This window comes from Clostridium sp. SGI.024 (assembly GCF_050315195.1).
Lineage (GTDB): Bacteria > Bacillota > Clostridia > Clostridiales > Clostridiaceae > Clostridium.
Genome location: NZ_JBNPON010000015.1, coordinates 1 through 20065, shown reverse-complemented (window position 1 = coordinate 20065; position 20065 = coordinate 1). Strand labels below are relative to the sequence as shown.

The following is a 20065-nucleotide window of genomic DNA, read 5'->3' as shown; positions in this document are numbered from 1 at the left end:
TATGAAAAAGAGAATACTAGCCAGAGTTATGTGTTTCACATTATCCATTGGAATATTTAGTTCTGCATTTATAAAAAATACCTCTGCAAATGAAAAGACTAATAGGACTTTTGGTAGAGATTATTATGTTAGTAGTATAAATGGTGATAATAATAATGATGGAAGTGCAATTAATGAAGCATGGCAAACATTAGATAAAATTAATGAAATAGAGTTACAACCTGGAGATAGAGTATTGTTAGAAGCGGGATCTGTTTTTACAAATGGATATTTGCATATTAAAGGCAGTGGCTCAGAAGAATATCCAATAGAAATTGATAAGTATGGGGAAGGCGAAAATCCTAGAATTGATACAAATGGACAGGGAATATGGTATCAAGATTATGGTAAACCACTAGATAGTTCAAGCCATAAGTTAAAAGGCTATGTATCTTCTTCAATATTATTATACGATGTAGAATATATTCATATTAGTAATTTAGAGATTACAAATAAGCCTCTTGAAAGAGATGCTAAGTATAATTATTTAAATGCTATGAATCGTACAGGTATTGCAGCTGTTGCTCAAAACAAAGGTACAATAGACCACATTTACTTAGATGGACTAAATGTTCATGATGTTATGGGAAATGTCTATGATAAGCATATGAACAATGGAGGAATATATTTTACAGTATTTAAGCCAAATAATGAAGCAGAGACTGGAATATCTAGATATAATGATATAAAAATTGAAAACTGTATAGTAAACAATGTGAATCGTTGGGGAATAGCTGTTGGTTATACGGCTTACTGGGATAAATTCCTAACATCATCTATTTCGGATGAAATTATAGCAAAATATGGATCAACGGGAGTTGAAATTAGAAACAATTATATAAAAGATGCTGGTGGTGATGCTATTACAACAATGTATTGTGATAGACCTATAATTGAATATAATGTTTCAGATGGAGTTGCTAGACATATTAACCCAACTGATTATTCTGAAACTGGTTCTGGAAGAGTTGCTGCTGCTATATGGCCTTGGAAATGTAAAGATGCAATATTCCAATATAATGAAGCCTTTGATACCTGCGTAAATCAAGATGGACAAGCTTGGGATGCAGACTATGGAGATGGAACAATATATCAATACAACTATAGTCATAACAATGGTGGTGGAGCTGTAATGATTTGTGGAATACAAGCCGTTAATTCTATTTTTAGATATAATATCAGCGAAAATGATTTAGCTGGTGTATTAAATATACCAGGAAATCCAGACGCTGAATTTTACAATAATGTATTCTATATGAAGGAAGGAGTTCCATTTATTCGTCCAGGTATGGCTGGTGGAACTGCAATTGTAAGAAATAATATTATTTATAATGCTGGAACTGAAAAGTCAGAAGAATGGACAAGAGGAAATAGTAGAGTAACCTATAGCAATAATATTTACTACAATTACACTAATGTACCAACAACTGATGCTTTCGCAATTACTGAAGATCCTAAATTTATAAATCCAGGAAATGGACCTACTGAATATACTCAAAAGACTCCAAGTAGTAATGAAAACATTACCAATGATTTAAGTGCCTTTGCTGGATATAAAATTGCTGATGACTCACCTGCAGTAAACACTGGAGTTTATATTCCTAGAAATACAGATAAAGATTTCTTTGGAAATAAAATTGGATTGATTCCTGATATAGGAATACATGAAGTCAATGTAAAAGATGAGGGGAATGTAAGGGTTATATATTCAGATATATATAAGATTAAAGATGAAAGTATTGATGGAATAGGAAAAAATACATCAGTAAAAGATTTTATAAGCAGATTTAAATATTCTAATGGAACAAAATTAGAAGTATTTAATGAAACTGAAGAAGTATTATTAAGTGAAAGCGAATTTGTGAAAAATAGATATATATTAAAAGTTACTTTTGCTGATGGAACAATTAAGAAATATACAATATTTGTTGAAAGAGAATTTTTAATATATCCGACAACTGGAATGACTGCAAATGATGGAAGTCATCAGACTGGAAATTCAAAAGAGGGTCCTGCTAGTTTTGTGTTAGATGGAGATTTAACTACAATGTGGCATACTAATTGGAATGGATGTAAAAGGGAAGAGGCATGGATAAGTATTGATATGGGGAAAGTTCAACCTATTTCAATGTTAAAGTATACTCCAAGAGGAAGTATTGCAAATGGAATAATAACAAAGTATTCAGTTTATGTTAAAGAAGACATAAATGATGAGTGGACCAAGATTAAGACACAGGACAATATATGGGAAAGAAGTACAGCGGATAAATATGCTTATTTTGATATTATTAATACAAGATTTGTAAAATTACATGCAGAGGAAAGTTATACAACTACAAGTAGTATTTATGCATCTGCTGCAGAGATAAGATTAGGTATTGAAAAAAATGATGAGGAGGGAAGATAATATGAAAAGGAAAATTCTTTCTATAGCCTTATCCTTCTCAATGATAGCTAGTATATTTAGTTCTCCAGTAAGTGCTAAGGCAGATATAAATGAAAGTGAAGTTAAGGGTACAACTTATTATATAAGTACAATAGACGGAAATGATAATAATAATGGATTATCAGAAAATAGAGCCTTCTATAGCTTACAAAAAGTTAATGAAATAGAATTGCAACCTGGAGATAAAGTTTTATTAGAAGCAGGATCTGTTTTTACAAATGGATATTTGCATATTAAGGGAAGTGGCTCAGAGGAAGCACCAATAGAAATTGATAAGTATGGCAATGGAGAAAATCCTAGGATTGATACTAATGGACAAGGAATATGGTATCAGGATTATGGGAAAAGATTAGATAATGCTAACCATAAGAATAAAGAATATGTATCTTCATCAATATTATTATACGATGTAGAATATATTAATATTAGAAACTTAGAGATTACAAATAAACCCCTAGAAAGAGATGCTAAATATAATCATTTACAGGCTATGAACCGTACAGGGGTTGCAGCTGTTGCTCAAAACAAAGGAACTATAGATCATATCTATTTAGATGGGCTAAACATTCATGATGTTATGGGTAATGTCTATGATAAGCATATGAATAATGGAGGAATTTATTTTACAGTTTTCAATCCAAATAATGAAGCAGAAACTGGGATATCTAGATATAATGATATAAAAATTGAAAACTGTATAGTAAATAACGTTAATCGCTGGGGCATTGCTGTTGGTTATACAGCTTACTGGGATAAGTTCTTAACAGCATCTATTTCAGATGAAACTATAGCAAAATATGGTTCAACAGGAGTAGAAATTAGAAATAATTATATAAAAGATGCTGGTGGTGATGCTATTACAACAATGTATTGTGATAGACCTATAATTGAATATAATGTTTCAGATGGGGTTGCAAAACAAATTAATACAACTGATTATTCAGAGACTGGATTTGGAAGAGTAGCCGCTGCTATATGGCCTTGGAAATGTAAAGATGCAATATTCCAATATAATGAAGCCTTCGATACCTGCGAAAATCAAGATGGTCAAGCTTGGGATGCAGATTATGGAGATGGAACAATATATCAATATAACTACAGCCATAACAATGGTGGTGGTGCTGTAATGATTTGTGGAATAGAAGCTGTCAATTCTGTTTTTAGATACAATATAAGTGAAAATGATTTAGCTGGTGTATTAAACTTACCAGGAAATCCAAATGCAGTATTTTATAATAATGTATTTTATATGAAGGAAGGCGTACCACTTATTCGTCCAGGTATGACTGGTGGAACTGCAGTTGTAGAAAATAATATTATTTATAATGCTGGAGCTGAAAAATCAGAAGATTGGACAAGAGGAAATAGTAAAGTAACTTATAGTAATAATATATACTACAATTACACTAACCTTCCAACAACTGATGCTTTTGCAATTACTGAAGATCCTAAATTTGAAAATCCAGGAAGTGGACCTACTGAATATACTAAAAAGGTTCCAAATAGTAATGAGAAGATTACTCACGATTTAAGTGATTTTGCTGGATATAAAGTTGCTGACGATTCACCTGCAATTAATAAAGGAAAATTTATTGCAGATAATGGAGGCTTTGATTTCTTTGGGAATAAGGTTTCTGGAACTCCAGATATTGGGATATACGAATCTAGTATAGCTTCTTTAGAGGTGTATTCATCTATATATAAAGTAAATCAGGATGCCCTTTCTATATCAGGAGTTGAGAAAGATATATTAGTAAAAGATTTCTTAAAGAAATTATCATATGATAATAATGCAACTGTAAAAGTTGCAGATAGAAATTCAAATATTTTAGGAGAAAATGATATTTTATCTGGTGGAAGTAAAGTGAAACTATCCTATAATGGTAGAACAAAAGAGTATATTGTTTCCGCTAATACAGATAATTCTATTAAAGACAGTATATATATGATAAATGAAAATAATAAAATCTTATATGTACCAAGTTTAGAGAATAATAAAACATCGATAAAAGAAGTGGTAGATGGAATTAGTGTTCATAGTACAGCTACTATTAAAGTATTTAGTGGTGATAATGAAGTTAAGAATGGCAATATAGAAGATGGAATGACATTAAAAATTATTGCAGAAAATAATTCGGAGAATTCATATTTAATTAAAGTTAAAAATAATTATCAATGGGCTTTAGATTATACTGGAAATCAAGGTAATCTATGGTTTGCTCAAAAGAAAGCAAGTGGAGTATATAGTAATTTAACAATATATGATGCTACTTATCCACAATGGAATGGTAATAATTATGCTGGTGTAGGATTAGATTTACCAAATAAAACAACTGCACCAACTGAAACAACTCATGGTTTGTTAGTTGATACTATGGGAACTGGACATGAACAAGGACATTCTATGGCTTATAGGGTTCCTAAGTCTGGAACAATAGTTTTATCTGTTAAGGATAATGAGCCTTATTTACGTCAAGCTGGTAATAGCGGTGGTAAAGTTAAATTAATTTTCACACATAATGGAAATGAAATAAATTCATATGAATTAATACAAAGCTTAATTAAGGTTAATGTAGCACCTATGGAAATTAGTGTTGAAAAAGGTGATTTTATTCGTGTAGAAGCACAAAATATAGAAAATCCATCTAAGCCTTCAGTTCATATTACCCCTATGATTGAATACCAAAATATAAATATAGTTGATACAGAAGCACCAATAAAGCCAACAGAAATAAAAGCAAATAATATTACAGAAAATAGTGTAGAACTTACTTGGACAGCATCAACAGATAATGTTGGAGTTGTAGGCTATGAAGTTTATAATGGTGAGACATTATTAGCAACAGTTACTGAAGGAACATCATACAAAATCAGTGGTCTTGAAGCGGGAATAGAATATAGTTTAATGATAAAAGCTTTTGATGCTAATGGGAACAGATCAGAAGCTGGTTCAATAGTATTTACTACAAAAAGTGCTGAACCAGAAGTAGATATAGAAGCACCAACAAAGCCAACAGAAATAAAAGCAAATAATATTACAGAAAATAGTGTAGAACTTACTTGGACAGCATCAACAGATAATGTTGGAGTTGTAGGCTATGAAGTTTATAATGGTGAGACATTATTAGCAACAGTTACTGAAGGAACATCATACAAAATCAGTGGTCTTGAAGCGGGAACAGAATATAGTTTAATGATAAAAGCTTTTGATGCTAATGGGAACAGATCAGAAGCTGGAGCAATAGTATTTACTACAAAAAGTGCTGAACCAGAAGTAGATACAGAAGCACCAACAAAGCCAACAGAAATAAAAGCAAATAATATTACAGAAAATAGTGTAGAACTTACTTGGACAACATCAACAGATAATGTTGGAGTTGAAGGCTATGAAGTTTATAATGGTGAGACATTATTAGCAACAGTTACTGAAGGAACGTCATACAAAATCAGTGGACTTGAAGCAGCAAAAGAATATAATCTAATAATAAAAGCTCTTGATGCTGCTGGTAATACTTCGGAAGCAGGAACAGTAGTATTTACTACAAATAAAGAAAATAATAATAGCAGTAATGGTAATGAAGAAAAAAATAATGAAGGCTTATTACCACAAACAGGAGGAACACTACCAATTGGTACTTCAATTTTCTCTATTATTACGATTTCTTTAGGAATTCTACTACTAAAAAAGAAAAGATAATAAAAATATAGAAAATAGCTATTAATTAATAATGAGGGTAGATAAATATTAAAGTGATTTATCTACTCTTTTATTATATTTTATAAAAAATGAGCATAATAAAAAGAAAAAAGTTAAAAATTTCTGAGTATTTTATATAAACATACAAAAACTATATTTAAATAATTTTTTATATATAAAATAAAATATGCTATAATATAGTAGAATTAATCATGTAGAATTAGTTAACAAAAATTCCTAGAAAGATTCGGAGGTTAGAATTAATGAATAAAGGTTTAAGACTAGATTTATCTAAAGTAGAACCATATGTAAAATTAGAACAAGAACTATCTAATATGGAAGCAATGGTTAAAAGTGCACATGATACTTTAAAAAATGGAACAGGAGCAGGAAGTGACTTCTTAGGTTGGTTAGATTTACCGGTAAATTATGATAAAAATGAATTTGAAAGAATAAAAAATGCTGCTGAAAGAATAAAGAAAAATTCAGATGCTTTAATAGTCATAGGAATTGGTGGATCATACTTAGGACCAAGAGCTGCTATTGAAATGTTAAATAGCAATTTCTATAATGTTTTAAAAAAAGATAAGAGAGATACTCCACAAGTATTCTTTGTTGGAAATAATATTAGTTCAACATACTTAGCTGATCTTTTAGATGCAATAGAAGGTTTAGATATAAGTGTAAATGTTATTTCTAAATCAGGTACAACAACAGAACCTGCTATAGCATTTAGAGTATTTAAAGATTATATGGAAAAGAAATATGGTGTAGATGGAGCTAAGGAGAGAATATTTGCTACTACTGATAAGAGCAGAGGAGCATTAAAGTCATTAGCTGATGAAATGGGATATGAAACATTTGTAATTCCAGATGATGTAGGTGGAAGATTTTCAGTATTAACTGCAGTTGGACTATTACCAATAGCTGTGGCTGGAATTAGTATAGATGAAATGATGCAAGGTGCAGCTGATGCTAGAGAAGCATATGCAACTGATGATTTTATGAATAATGATTGCTACAAATATGCAGCAATGAGAAACATCCTATACAATAAAGGAAAGAATATAGAAATCTTAGTTAACTATGAACCAGGTTTACACTATTTCAATGAATGGTGGAAGCAATTATTTGGAGAATCAGAAGGAAAAGATCAAAAAGGAATCTTCCCTGCAGCAGTTGATTTCTCAACAGATTTACACTCAATGGGACAATTCATTCAAGAGGGTAGCAGAACATTATTTGAAACTGTTCTAAATGTGGAAAAAGCTAAGAGAGAAGTTTCAATAGAAGAAGCTAAGGGAGACTTAGATGGATTAAACTTCTTAGCTGGAAAAACTATAGATTTTGTTAATAAACAAGCATTTAAAGGAACTTTATTAGCTCATAATGATGGTGGAGTTCCAAATATGGTATTAAACATTCCAGAACTTAGTCCATATTACTTTGGATATATGGTTTATTTCTTTGAAAAAGCTTGTGGAATAAGTGGATACTTATTAGGAGTTAATCCATTTGACCAACCAGGAGTTGAAGCATATAAGAAGAATATGTTTGCTTTACTTGGAAAACCAGGATTCGAAGAATTAAAAGCTGAATTAGAATCTAAATTAAAATAATTAAAATACAATAGAGTATATAAATGCAACAAATGGAGTATTTATATACTCTATTTTTTATATTAAATATTATGAAAACTATTTTTTATTCCTTTAGAAAGGTTAAAAAATAATAGAAATATAAAATTACTATATTGTTAAAAAGAAAGTTAAAAGTTATTAAATTAGCAACATAAAAAGGGAAAAAATAATAAAAAATATTGCAAATAAGAGAAAAAAGATGTATTTTTAAATTAGTATAGAAATAAAATTATGGATTAAAATGTAAAACTTTATCAAATATTGCAATAATGAGGACACCATAGAAAATCTAAGAATTTTAACATTTTATGTATAATAGATGATTTAATACTATGGATTAAGTGAAAATAAAATGTTAGAATTTATTTCGTTGTAATTTTAACTAGTGTAGCGCATTATAATAATCATTAATTAAATATAAATGTGTATTGGAAGGGAATAATATGGAAATTTTATATTTCTTAGAAAAAAATTATAATAAGATGTCAACAACAGAAAAAATTATAGCTAGTTATATAATAAATAATACTTCAGAAATAGTAGGAGCAAATATTCATAAAACAGCTGAACATTTAAATATATCTTCATCATCTATTTCAAGATTTGTAAAAAAATATTGTAATATGACCTTTAATGAGTTAAAGATTAGCCTTGCTAGTATAAATGAAAAAGAGAGTATTAATAATACGGAAGAAATGCTGAATTGGGTAGATTGCTTTGATACGCTTCCAACAAACATAATAAACAATATTGTTAATGTTTGTGAGGATATTCTTAAGGTTAATGAACTTGAGACCTTTAAGAAAGCTATCGAATTGATTGAAAAAGCAGATACAATTTATTTATTTGGGATTGGAGCATCTGCTATTATAGCTCAAGATTTTCAACTTAAGCTTATACGTATGCAAAAGAAATGTGTATTCAATTTCGATAGTGTTATAAGTCGTCATAATACAAGATTAATAACTGATAAAGATGTGGCAATTGCAATTTCTTTTAGTGGGGAAACTAAAGATACTAACTCAGAATTAAAACTTGCAAAAAAAAGAGGGGCTAAATGTATAGCTATAACTAAGAATGCAAAAACTTCTTTAGAAGAATTAGCAGATTTAAATCTTGTAGTTCCTAGTACAGAGTTGAATAAAACTAGGCTATCTGCTATTTTTTCTAGGTATGGTCAATTATTTATACTTGATATGCTTTTTTTAGGAATAGCACGACAAAATACAATCACTGTTGAAAGTTTTATTGATCGATTAAATGAATTTTTCCAAAATGAGCTGTAATTTTGATGATATCTATATAGAAGAAGAAAATATAATGACTATACAGGGATAATTATAGTTTCTTAAAGCGTTAAAAAATACACCTTAAATGTTAAAATCCTACTTAACATTTAAGGTGTATTTTTAATATTGATAGATATATTTAATTATTTTAAAAGGGCTTTATGAACAATAACAGGCTGATATCCTGTATTTTCTATTACATATTCATCAATGGAAGCAGGTACAACGACAACATCTAGATAAGACTGATTATAGCAGAACTCAGGATTAGTTTTTGAGTAAATCTTAGTATTTTCTCCATCAACTAATGTAAGTAAAGTAAATTGGCCGTTATTTTTGAAACTACATTTGTGATTTGTAGCTATTTCTACTGTTCTTGTTTCATAATACATAAGATCAGTTCTTCCTACCAATAATTCACGGTAACCTTCACCTTTTTCAAGTTCAATAGGTTCAAAGGCAATATTTTCTTTAACCCAATTAGTTCTTCTGCTTGTATCTGTAAGTTTCTTACCATTGATACTGAATATAGGACGTCTATTACCTTCAGAATCTTTCCTATTATAATCATATATTTTATAAGTGTATGAGCCTACAGTTAAGCTTCCTAATTCAAGAATAAATTGATTTTGACCAGAACAATGAATTGTACCTGAAGGAAGCATTATCTGTCTTCCAGGAACTGAAGGAATATAGCTTATATATTTTTGATAATCAACATCAGATCCATCTTTTTCTGACTGTGCTGTGAGTCTGAAGAATTCATCTGTATCAGCGTCTTCCTTGAATCCCACATATGTTCTAGCATTATGGCCTGTAGTAATTACGTAATATGCTTCATCTTGAGCACCTAAATCGTTATAGTGCTCTTTTACAAATGCAGTATTAGGATGCACTTGCACTGACATATTTCCATCACTATGGAAAGTATCATCATAGTTGATTCTTATAGGGAAGTAGCTTCCATAAGTATCTTTAGATTTTTGACCCATTATCTCTACAGGGTATTTTTGATAGAATGTAGTGAATGGGAACTCTAACAAAATATCATTGCATTCTACTAATATTGTAACTTCCATTGGTATGAAATCAAAAATCCATGCATAATTACTTGGAGCATCTGGCAAGTTTCTAACCTTTCTAATAAATTCTCCACCCCATATACCTTGAACATATATAGGTTTACATCTAAATGGATAATTAGTAAGTTCTTTCAATATACCATTAAAAGCCTTCCTTTCTAGCATTACTAAATTTTCTTGGTCAGAGTTACAGATGTATTTATCAATAAGATCATCTTCCATAAGTTGTCTTCTTAATTGAGTTTCTAATTCGTAATCCACATAATAGTTTCTTCTAACAATTTCATTAAAAGGCCTAGCAGCTTTATCACCAATATTTGAGTATTCACCTCTCTTAGCTCTTAGACAAGCAACAGCATGTGGTACATCTGAATAAATAATTAAATCTTTCAAATCTTGAAAACTTGATGAAGCAGCACCATGACCATATATAATATGAATACCTGATTCTGCATTTTTAACTGTATTATATAAGTTATCATGTTTTTCTGGAATAAAGAAATCATTAAAAGTTCCGTCGTAGATTCTACCATAGAGAGCTACTGGATCTTCCTCAGACTTAGGAGGAAGGTTTGGTTCTAGAATTTTTTCAATATCCTTTTCACTCTTATATATATCTTCAATATTATAGAGATTAAAGGTATATCCTTCAGTAGTTAAATGTGGAGTAATAAGGTTTATTATATTTTGAAAATTTGTTGTAGGATAGCCTTCAACTAGTATAACTGCTTTCCCATTTTTTTGTGTTAGTGAAATGATATTTTTTGAAATATTAATACCAATCTTTACATTTCCCTTGGTTATATCTTTTAAGTAGTCTTCCTTAAAAGTTGGTCTGTTAATAGCTGTCATATCATTGTAATCTACTGGATCAAATAAAAAGCTCATAAAATTGGCCTCCTTCAATATTAATTTATTTATAACTAAATAGAATATTGAATGTATTTTAATCAGGTAATAAGTTCTATTCTATTTTCTTTGATTATATATATTATAGTATAAATTTTATTTCATATCAATAAATTTTGTAGAATAAAATTTAATTTACAACTTTAATCTTTCGAAAATTTTCATTACTTAAAATGGTAAATTAATTATTTAACATAATAAAATAAAATTCTTTTACAAACACTTGAAATGAAATAAAATTTATGATAACCTTTAAATAAGAAGAAAAGTAAAAAAAAGGTTATTTTAAGTGTGACTTTAAGTGAAAATAATTAATGTATATGATTAAAATTTATATAGGGAGTGATTACTTTTGTTAGGAATTATAGTTGTAACTCATTCTACATTATGTAACGGACTAATTGAAAGTGGTGAGTTTATCTCGGGAAAACTTAATAATGTTAGAGCCGTTTCTTTAGATAGTGAAGGTGTTGAGGTTTTCAGAAACAAGTTAGAAGAAGCAGTTGATGATTTAGAAAAAGAATGTGAAGCCATATTATTTATGGCAGATCTTAAATGTGCAACACCTTATAATGAAGCTAGCAGATATGTTCAGGGAAATAGATCTAATAACAGATTAATTTCTGGTGTTAATTTGCCAATGTTTTTAGAGGCTGCGCTTTCATTAAAATATGAAAATAATATAGATAAAATCATTAATTCAGCAATTGATTCAGGAAAAAATAGTATAGATATATTTAGAGTTTCTTTATATGAAAATGATGAGGATGAGCTTTAGATTTTAATTAATATAAAGCTAAAATATATGATTTCCATGAATGAGGGGAATCATATATAGAATTTTAATAAAGGAGGTGAGATATATGGCTATTTCTTTAATAAGAGTGGATGACAGGTTAATACATGGACAAGTAGTACTTATGTGGTCTAAGTTTAGACAAGGAGATGCAATGATATTATTAGTTGATGAAACTATAAGCAATGATAATTTCATGAAGAATGTTTATAGAAATGCAGGAAATGCCATGGGGAAGAAAGTGTATATTTTTAATACAGAACAAGCTATAGAAAAACTTCCTAAAGCTATTTCTAGTGAGAAAAAATATTATGTAATATCAAAGTCTATTAAGGAATTGTATGAGTTAAGTAAAGCTGGAGTAGATTTTGGAAATGAAATAATAGTGGGTAATCAGGGAATGAGAAGTAACACAAAAAAGGTAGCTAATAATATATATTTTACCGAAGAAGATGCCAAGGCATGCAATTACTTGGAGAGCAAGGGGATAAAGATTGTCTTTAAACTTATACCGGATGAAATAGGGATTACTTGGGAGAATGCAAAAAAAAGTTTTTAATGGAGGAGAATGATTATGGTCATTAAAGCGATATTAATAAGTATTTTTTGTTGGCTAGGTGGAACCGAAAATCCACAACCTTTAGGAGCTAAGTTTTCAACTACTCTTGCCAAGCCTTTAGTTGGGGGAGCTATAGTTGGACTTATATTAGGTGATTTGAAGCAAGGGATAATTATAGGAGTTGCTGTTCAAACCATGTATATTGCTAATGTTATGGTAGGTGGGGCTGCTTCAGCAGATATGAGCTTTGTTTCGTATCCATGTATAGCTATAGCTATGTTAGCTGGAGCAGATGCTGAAGTAACTGTTACTCTTGCAGCAACAATCGGAGTTCTTGGAGCTGCTATATTTACATCTTATGAAACTGTATGTTCTGTATTTTTTGCAGCTGGTGATAGAGCAATAGAAAAAGGAGATATGAAGGCTCTTAATAGAGCATACAAGGTTTATCCAGTACTATTATCATTTGCTATTAGATTTGGTCTTTCTTTTATATTTATAATGCTAGGTGCTCAATATGCTTCTGATATATTAAATGCTATTCCAGATACAATACTTAGAATTGCTTCTGTAGCAGGTGGAATACTTCCTGCAGTCGGTATGTCTATACTTTTAGCTTATACTTTAAAGGACTTAAAAATGATAGCATTTTTTATGATTGGGGTTATATGTATTACTCAATTAGGACTTAATTTAACTACAGTAGCAGTTTTGGCTTTTAGCTTAGCAGTAATATATTACATGTTTATGGAAAAGTCTTTTTTAGGTGCTGATACAAATACTGATGAGGAGGATGATCTATAATGTCTGATGTTAAAGTAGTAGAAAACAAGCTTACCAAAAAAGAGTTAAATCGTAGCTGGTTTACTTGGTTTAAATATTATCTATGTGTATTTGGATTTGAAAGATTAGAAGCACCAGGATTTCTACTTTCTATGATGCCTATAGCAGATCATTTTTATAAAGATGATGAAGAAAAAAAGAAAGCTTTATTAAAACGTCATGCTGTTTTTTTCAATACTGAAGTAGGCTTTGGTTCAGTAATTCCTGGAATTGTTTTAAGTCTTGAAGAAGCTAAAGCAAATGGTGCAGATATTTCAGATGATTTTATTAATAATATAAAGGTTGGTCTTATGGGACCTTTAGCAGGTATAGGAGATTCTATAAATCAGGCAACTATGACACCTATATTGTTAAGTATATGTATTGGGCTAAGTGCTGAAGGATCTGCTTCTGGTGTTTTACTATTTGTATTATTTAATATGGCATATTTTATAATTGTATCAAGAATATTATTCTTTAAAGGTTATAACTTAGGGGAAAGTGTTGTTGATAATTTACTTGGAAAAAAGATGACTTTGATTCAAAACTCACTTACTGTTGCAGGACTTACTGTAACTGGTGCAATTACTGCTAATTATGTAAAGTTTAATATAACTGCTCAATATGTTAGTGAATATAAGACAGTTGTTATTCAAGAGGTTTTAGATGGACTATTTCCTAAATTAATACCTGTATTGTTAGTATTCTTAGGATATTGGTTAATATCAAAGAAGAGATTTTCTGCTCTAAAGGTTATGTTAATCTATGTACTAATAGCAACAGTAGGAGTTTTAATAAGATTACTATAAATATATTAAGTAACATTTAAAATGGAGCTGTGGCAACAGCTCCTTTATTAAAAATGTAGAATGTAAAATGTAGAACTATTTAATCTAATATAGAGGTATTGCTATGAGAAAAACATTTATATTGTTTAGTACTTCTGCAGCTAAAAGATTAACTTTTAAGCAGAGGTCAAAATTCATAAATTATATAGGTGGAGAACTATTAAAGAATAATATAGAATGCTCTGCTGATAAGTATTCAAATAGAATCGATAAAGAAATGAGTTTAGTGGTGGGAAACTTAAAGACGGCTAAAAAAATAATTGTAGCTGGCTATGATACTCCAAGGAAGATACTTTTTTCAAAATTTATATATCACCCTTTAGATTGGGAAAAAAATAGAAAACAAGAAAAAAAGAATATTATCATAGTGCTTATAATCAGTATAATAGCCACAATTATATGTGGATTAGGTATATATTATTTAAAATATGTTACTAAGAATATAAGACTAATATTATATGCTTTAATAGTAATTGTTATGATCTTAGTAGTAAAGCTTAATAAAGGATATGCTAATTTTTATAACTTTAATAAAAATACAGGTGGAATAACAGTATTGTTTAAATTAGCTCAATATGTAAATGTATCTTCAAGAAAAACAGCATATGTGTTTTTAGATAATACAGCAGAAGGCTACAAAGGTTATGAGAGATTAAAAGAATTGCTAGATAAATTCAACAATAAAAACCCACAATTGATAATTTTAGATTGCATAGCTGAAGGTGAAAATATTTATGTAGCCTTTAATGAAAAAAAAGAATTAAACAATAGTACTTTAATAAAAAGTTTAAGCAATTATTTTGATTTAAAAATACTGAAATTAAATGATGAGGAATATAATAAGTCGCCACTATCTTTATATTCAAATGGAATTATGATATTTAGAGGTAAAGAATCTAATGGAGAGTATATAGTGGAAAATACTAGAACAAAAGAGGATTCTCAGTGTGATATAGACCAACTAAATAATATTTATTTAGCTCTTTCTGATTTTATTAAAAAATAATGGGGGATGGTAAAAATATTAAGGTGAAAACTATGGTAAATCAGCTTGAAATACATCCTTTTATATAAGGAAGTGATTAAAGATGGATAAAAATTTTTCTATAAATCAATTATGTAGATTAATTGATCATACTAATTTAAAACCTTATGCTTCTTATAAAGATTTAGAAAAGTTATGTTTAGAAGCTAAGACATATAATTTTAAAATGGTAGCAATTAATTCTGTACACTGCAAGCTTTGTAGTAATATTCTATCAGGTACTGACATTGGAATAGGTGCAGCAATAAGCTTTCCATTAGGACAAACAAGCATAGAAACAAAATTATTTGAAATAGATGACGCAATTAATAATGGTGCTACTGAAATTGATTATGTTATAAACATTTCAGAGGTAAAAGAAAAAAACTATGACTATCTAAAGAAAGAAATGAGCAAGATTGTTACTTTATGTAGGGAAATTAAAGTAACTTCTAAAGTTATATTTGAAAATTGCTATTTAGATAATGCTGAAATAATTAAAATGTGTGAGATAGCTAACGAAGTTCATCCTGATTTTATAAAAACATCTACAGGTTTTGGTACATCAGGGGCTACCTATGAAGATGTAAAGCTTATGAGAGATGTTGCCATTCCCTCAATTAAGATAAAGGCGGCAGGTGGGATACGTGATTCAGACTGTTTTCTTAAAATGATTCATTTAGGTGCTGAGAGAATAGGTACAAGCTCTGGAGTTAACATTATAAATTCCTTGAAAGCAAGCATTAATCAAATATAAGCTTATGAGAAGGTGTAAGATATAAATATGGCTACTTTTAATATAGAAAGGAGGTCAGATATATTAAATATATCTGAAAATAAAAATGAAGATTTATATTGGAGTCAATAATAAAGAAAATATGGTATTGGCTGCTAGACTAGGGGTTCCTGCAATATTAACTAATGCAAACAGTATATTGAGGACTTACGGAGAGAATACTTCCTTAAAGGAATGTACACAAAAAATGCTAGATGAAAGTGACAATTTACCTGTTTTCCCTTCAGTACATGGGAAAGATTACAATGATATTGTTAGAAAGTCTTTAGATCTTTGCTCATTATCTCCTAGGGTTGGAGTGAAAATTATTTCCACATCTGATGGATTTCAAGCAATAAAAATACTAAGTGATATGGGGATAAAGTGTATAGCTACGGGACTATATACAGTTTGGCAAGCTGTTATTGCAGCACAAGTTAATGCATTTGCAATTTCTCCATTTATTGCCAGGGGTATAGAATATGGCTTAGATATGGAGACTACAATAAAAACAATAAGAAAAATCTATGATAAAATGGAATCTTCTCCAGAAATTCTAGCAGCCAGTGTCAGAACTATTAAAGATGCAGAGCTTGCTATTAGAGCTGGAGCAGACTCTTTGGCAATTGGATTTCCGTTACTTTTAGAAATGCTACATTGTCAATATACTGAATTAACAGAAGTATCTTTTGGAAAAGCTTTTTCTCTTATAAAAGATGAGGATACTTCATATTTAGACTTAAATATGAAGGAAAATCCAATTAACTTTATAGAATAAAAATTTTTAATATGATGAATTGGAAAGCTAAGTACACTGCTTTCCTTCAGTGTATAAGGAGATAGATATTATGTTCTAGCGACTTGGAGCCTGCGACTGAGCAAAGAATATAATATCTATCTTTTTTTGATTCCATTGAATGACTATAGCCAAGAACTTTAAGAGTGCTTTAATTAAAATAATTTTATATATAAATATAAAGTGATATAATTAGAGATATAATTATCAAAAAATAAACTAAGCATTTCAAGGAGGGAAAAATTAAAATAATGAGAATTATAGTAGATGGAGATGCTTGTCCAGGAATCTCCATTATTGAAAGTATATCAAAGAAATATAATCTGGAATTAATAGTTTTTTGTGATATTAACCATTATATATATTTAGAATATGGAGAAGTTAAGGTAGTTGATAGTGGATTTCAAAGTGTAGATATGTATGTAATAAATGTATGCAAAGAAAAAGATATAGTAATTAGTCAAGATTATGGAGTGGCAGCTATTGCTTTAGGTAAAAAAGCCTACGTAATAAATCCTAAAGGTTATTATTATAATGAAGAAAATATTGATAGATTATTAGAGGAAAGACATATATCTCAAAAAATAAGACGTGCAGGTGGAAGAACCAATAATCCTAAAAAAAGGACAAAAGAAGACGATTTAAGATTAGAGAAAAACTTAATAAAGCTAATAGAAAGTAATATAAGGGGATAAACTGTAGAAATATAAATTACGGTTTATCCTTATTTTTATATATAGATGACAAAATTCGTTATGTATTTTTATGGAATAAATGTATAATAATAATATGTAATATTGAGAAAAACAGGTGAGAGGGTATGAGTGATATAAATATAGTTTTTGATAAAGATAGTCCATCTGCTATAAATGAGGAAATTAACATAAAGGCAATTTCAGAAGAAGAAGAAAATTTAGAGTATAAATTTTTAGTGGGAGTTCCTAATGAAAGAAGTTTTACTTGGAAGCAAATACGAGATTATTCTAAGGAGCCAGAGTGCCGGTGGAAGCCTGAAAGTCCAGGAAATTATATGATAATGGTTCAAACTATAGATAGGAATTCAGGTAATACTAACACTTTGAGAATGAAGTATAAGATTAATGATTTAAATGTCAAAGAAATTATTGAGGATGAAGAAACTAAAAATAAATTAATACAAGACGTAATAATTGATAAGACAAGTTTAATTCTTGGAGAAAAGGTTAATTTAGATATATTTTCTCCAGAGGATGAAGAAGTTTTATTATATAGATTTTGGATTAAGGGTAGCCAAGGTTGGGAACCTCTAAAAGATTACAGTACAGAAAATAAGTTTACTTTTACAACTAGAAGGATTGGCGAAGAAGAAATATTAATAGAGTGTAAGAGACCTTCTTCAGAGAATAATGTAGATGATTTCACAACAGTTAAATTTAAAGTAAATAATCAACCAACAAGTGAAATAACTTCTTTTAAGTGTTTATCTAACAATCTTTTAGTAGGTGAAGAACTTATTTTTAAAGTTGGAGTAAATTATGAGAAGTCTAGAACCATTCTATATAAATTTTTAAGAGTAGATTTAAATGGAAGAATTAATTGCATTCAAGATTATTCTACAAAGAATATAGTATCTATATCAGAGAGAGAAGAGGGAGAGTACAAGCTACTATGTTATGTAAGGGATATTTTCTCTAATAAGCCTTATGATGATAGAGCTGCTATGATTTATTCAATAAAACCTTATGAAGAAATTAAAATTAAAAGTTTTACTTCAGAATTAAGCTCACCACAATTGTGTGGAAATAATATTTTATTTAAAGCTTCAGTAAAGGGAGGCAAAGAACTTTTATATAGGTATATAGTAGAAGGACCAGTTGCTGAAGATAGTGGATATATAAGATCTAATAATTTTAATTGGGAAACTAAAGCAGATGGAGAGTATAAAATATCATTAAAAGTAAAAGACATTTCTTTTCAGGGAGATTATGAAGATAAAAAAGATATACTTTTTAAAATAGATAAAAAGGGTGAAAGACCTGTAAAAATTATAGATGTTAGTGCAAGCAAAACTAGAGGATGTATTAAGGGATTTCCTATAAACTTAAAGGTAAAGGCAGAAGGAGGAACACATCTTCAATATTCCTTTGTAGTATATAAAGATGGGATTGAAAAAGAAAGAAGTAATTATGGAGTTACTAATTGGGTTAACTTTACTCCAGAAGAAAGTGGAGAGTATGAAGTAGAAGTTAGAGTAATTGATAAATATTCTTCTAGAGAATATGATGCTCATGATTATATATTTTTCAAAGTAAAGGATTATCAAGAAGCAGAAATTGATTATGTGTTGTTAGAGGGAAAAGAAGCCTATTTAGTAGGAGATAAAATAGAAATTGAAATAATAACTCAAAATACAAAGAATACATTACTAAGATATGTAACTAAAATAAATGGACATGAAGTTGAAGATACAGGATTTATTGCTAGTAAATATATTAAGGTTAAACCTAAATGTCCTGGGAAATATACTTTTGATATTTATGCTAAAAATGTACAATGTAAAGAAGAATATGATGTGAAAAAAGAAGTATCAATTTATGTAAATGAAGCTATACCAATAACAAATACTAAGGTTAGCTTAGGATCTCATGAGATTTTAGTAGGTAAGGAAATAACCTTTGAAGCAACAAGTGAAGGTGGCAAAGATGTATGTTATGAATTTTATATTATGGAAAAGGGAAATTGGTTAAGGGTACAACCTTATAGTAAGAAAAATTATTATACCTTCCTACCATTTACTCCTGGAAATTATAGAGTTCTAGTATTGAGTAAGAGCTATTATAAAAGTTTAAATTATGAGGACTATTTTGATTTAGAATTTCAGGTTAAGTCTCAAGAATAATATATTATAGACGAGATTAATAATAGTTATAATATTGAGAGTGGGGGAAAATAAAAATCTAATACTAGCTATTATAAAACAATAATCAAACTTTAATCCTAATGCATAGTCCGGTGTTGGAGCAAAGGGACTTATGCAATTAATGGCTTTTAATAGTGAAGCTTATGGTGTTAAAAATCCTTTCGATATTGATGAAAATATAAATGCTGGAGTTAAACATATTAAGTCCTATTTAGATAAGTATAATGGAAATGTTGAAATGGCTCTTATGGCGTATAATGCAGGACCAGGAACAATGGCAAGAAGAGGAGTAAATTCTCCAAGTGATTTGTATAAAATGCCAGAGGAAACACAAAATTATGTACCAAAAATTATGTCTCAAATAGTATAGAAATAGTGAATAATTAAGAAGTAAAAGTTATTGATATAATTTAGGAGCTGTCGCACTAAAAATTAGTGCACAGT

14 protein-coding genes and 1 pseudogene are annotated in these 20065 nt (G+C 29.2%); 14 read left to right on the top strand and 1 reads right to left on the bottom strand.

From position 1 onward, the window contains the following. The first annotated feature begins 1 nt into the window (after position 1). The 4 genes from ACQRD5_RS06620 to ACQRD5_RS06605 all read left to right on the top strand — a co-directional run bounded on the left by ACQRD5_RS06620 (position 2) and on the right by ACQRD5_RS06605 (position 9108). Entirely contained in the window at positions 2-2446 is a 2445-nt protein-coding gene (locus ACQRD5_RS06620) for a discoidin domain-containing protein (protein ID WP_291629553.1), read from the top strand. 1 nt (position 2447) lies between these two features. After that, positions 2448-6182 carry a fibronectin type III domain-containing protein gene (locus ACQRD5_RS06615; RefSeq protein WP_427746632.1) on the top strand — a complete coding sequence of 1245 codons (3735 nt, stop codon included), beginning with the start codon at positions 2448-2450 and terminating at the stop codon, positions 6180-6182. Positions 6183-6445: 263 nt separating this feature from the next. After that, positions 6446-7801: a glucose-6-phosphate isomerase gene (locus tag ACQRD5_RS06610; RefSeq protein ID WP_291629551.1), complete on the top strand. Its 1356-nt coding sequence runs from the start codon at positions 6446-6448 to the stop codon at positions 7799-7801. 464 nt (positions 7802-8265) lie between these two features. Next, positions 8266-9108 (top strand): MurR/RpiR family transcriptional regulator, encoded by an 843-nt coding sequence (locus ACQRD5_RS06605; protein WP_294363992.1) that lies wholly within the window; start codon positions 8266-8268, stop codon positions 9106-9108. A gap of 146 nt (positions 9109-9254) precedes the next feature. On the opposite strand, the gene ACQRD5_RS06600 is transcribed toward ACQRD5_RS06605, so the two are convergent. Further along, entirely contained in the window at positions 9255-11081 is a 1827-nt protein-coding gene (locus ACQRD5_RS06600) for a class I mannose-6-phosphate isomerase (RefSeq protein WP_294363991.1), read from the bottom strand. A 373-nt stretch (positions 11082-11454) separates the two neighbouring features. Here ACQRD5_RS06600 and ACQRD5_RS06595 point away from each other — a divergent pair, with 373 nt between their 5' ends. The 10 genes and pseudogenes from ACQRD5_RS06595 to ACQRD5_RS06550 all read left to right on the top strand — a co-directional run. After that, the gene (locus ACQRD5_RS06595; protein WP_320628176.1) at positions 11455-11880 is read left to right on the top strand and encodes a hypothetical protein; all 426 of its coding nucleotides are present in this window, start codon (positions 11455-11457) and stop codon (positions 11878-11880) included. Positions 11881-11965: 85 nt separating this feature from the next. Next, entirely contained in the window at positions 11966-12457 is a 492-nt protein-coding gene (locus ACQRD5_RS06590) for a PTS system mannose/fructose/N-acetylgalactosamine-transporter subunit IIB (RefSeq protein ID WP_294363988.1), read from the top strand. 15 nt (positions 12458-12472) lie between these two features. Beyond that, entirely contained in the window at positions 12473-13261 is a 789-nt protein-coding gene (locus ACQRD5_RS06585; protein ID WP_294363986.1) for a PTS mannose/fructose/sorbose/N-acetylgalactosamine transporter subunit IIC, read from the top strand. Then, positions 13261-14088 carry a PTS system mannose/fructose/sorbose family transporter subunit IID gene (locus tag ACQRD5_RS06580; protein ID WP_320628175.1) on the top strand — a complete coding sequence of 276 codons (828 nt, stop codon included), beginning with the start codon at positions 13261-13263 and terminating at the stop codon, positions 14086-14088. The genes ACQRD5_RS06585 and ACQRD5_RS06580 overlap by 1 nt, the downstream gene beginning before the upstream one ends. A 103-nt stretch (positions 14089-14191) precedes the next feature. Beyond that, complete coding sequence (locus ACQRD5_RS06575; protein ID WP_294363982.1) at positions 14192-15133, top strand: hypothetical protein; 942 nt, start codon at positions 14192-14194, stop codon at positions 15131-15133. 82 nt (positions 15134-15215) lie between these two features. Next, positions 15216-15908 carry a deoxyribose-phosphate aldolase gene (deoC, locus tag ACQRD5_RS06570; protein ID WP_320628174.1) on the top strand — a complete coding sequence of 231 codons (693 nt, stop codon included), beginning with the start codon at positions 15216-15218 and terminating at the stop codon, positions 15906-15908. Between the two features lie 85 nt (positions 15909-15993). Next, positions 15994-16704, top strand: coding sequence for a transaldolase family protein (locus ACQRD5_RS06565; RefSeq protein ID WP_320628173.1), 711 nt, complete (start codon positions 15994-15996; stop codon positions 16702-16704). A gap of 269 nt (positions 16705-16973) precedes the next feature. Next, entirely contained in the window at positions 16974-17417 is a 444-nt protein-coding gene (locus ACQRD5_RS06560; RefSeq protein ID WP_294363976.1) for a YaiI/YqxD family protein, read from the top strand. A gap of 125 nt (positions 17418-17542) precedes the next feature. Further along, positions 17543-19600 (top strand): triple tyrosine motif-containing protein, encoded by a 2058-nt coding sequence (locus tag ACQRD5_RS06555; protein WP_320628172.1) that lies wholly within the window; start codon positions 17543-17545, stop codon positions 19598-19600. Positions 19601-19649: 49 nt separating this feature from the next. Next, a pseudogene (locus ACQRD5_RS06550) lies at positions 19650-19991 on the top strand (lytic transglycosylase domain-containing protein); the annotation flags it as partial. Positions 19992-20065 lie beyond the last annotated feature (74 nt).

Excerpts from the sequence above, each read along its gene's own strand:
- ACQRD5_RS06620 (WP_291629553.1), top strand. The coding sequence starts at position 2 with ATGAAAAAGAGAATACTAGCCAGAGTTATGTGTTTCACATTATCCATT.
- ACQRD5_RS06615 (WP_427746632.1), top strand. The coding sequence starts at position 2,448 with ATGAAAAGGAAAATTCTTTCTATAGCCTTATCCTTCTCAATGATAGCT.
- ACQRD5_RS06610 (WP_291629551.1), top strand. The coding sequence starts at position 6,446 with ATGAATAAAGGTTTAAGACTAGATTTATCTAAAGTAGAACCATATGTA.
- ACQRD5_RS06605 (WP_294363992.1), top strand. The coding sequence starts at position 8,266 with ATGGAAATTTTATATTTCTTAGAAAAAAATTATAATAAGATGTCAACA.
- ACQRD5_RS06600 (WP_294363991.1), bottom strand. The coding sequence starts at position 11,081 with ATGAGCTTTTTATTTGATCCAGTAGATTACAATGATATGACAGCTATT.
- ACQRD5_RS06590 (WP_294363988.1), top strand. The coding sequence starts at position 11,966 with ATGGCTATTTCTTTAATAAGAGTGGATGACAGGTTAATACATGGACAA.
- ACQRD5_RS06585 (WP_294363986.1), top strand. The coding sequence starts at position 12,473 with ATGGTCATTAAAGCGATATTAATAAGTATTTTTTGTTGGCTAGGTGGA.
- ACQRD5_RS06580 (WP_320628175.1), top strand. The coding sequence starts at position 13,261 with ATGTCTGATGTTAAAGTAGTAGAAAACAAGCTTACCAAAAAAGAGTTA.
- ACQRD5_RS06575 (WP_294363982.1), top strand. The coding sequence starts at position 14,192 with ATGAGAAAAACATTTATATTGTTTAGTACTTCTGCAGCTAAAAGATTA.
- deoC (WP_320628174.1), top strand. The coding sequence starts at position 15,216 with ATGGATAAAAATTTTTCTATAAATCAATTATGTAGATTAATTGATCAT.
- ACQRD5_RS06565 (WP_320628173.1), top strand. The coding sequence starts at position 15,994 with ATGAAGATTTATATTGGAGTCAATAATAAAGAAAATATGGTATTGGCT.
- ACQRD5_RS06560 (WP_294363976.1), top strand. The coding sequence starts at position 16,974 with ATGAGAATTATAGTAGATGGAGATGCTTGTCCAGGAATCTCCATTATT.
- ACQRD5_RS06555 (WP_320628172.1), top strand. The coding sequence starts at position 17,543 with ATGAGTGATATAAATATAGTTTTTGATAAAGATAGTCCATCTGCTATA.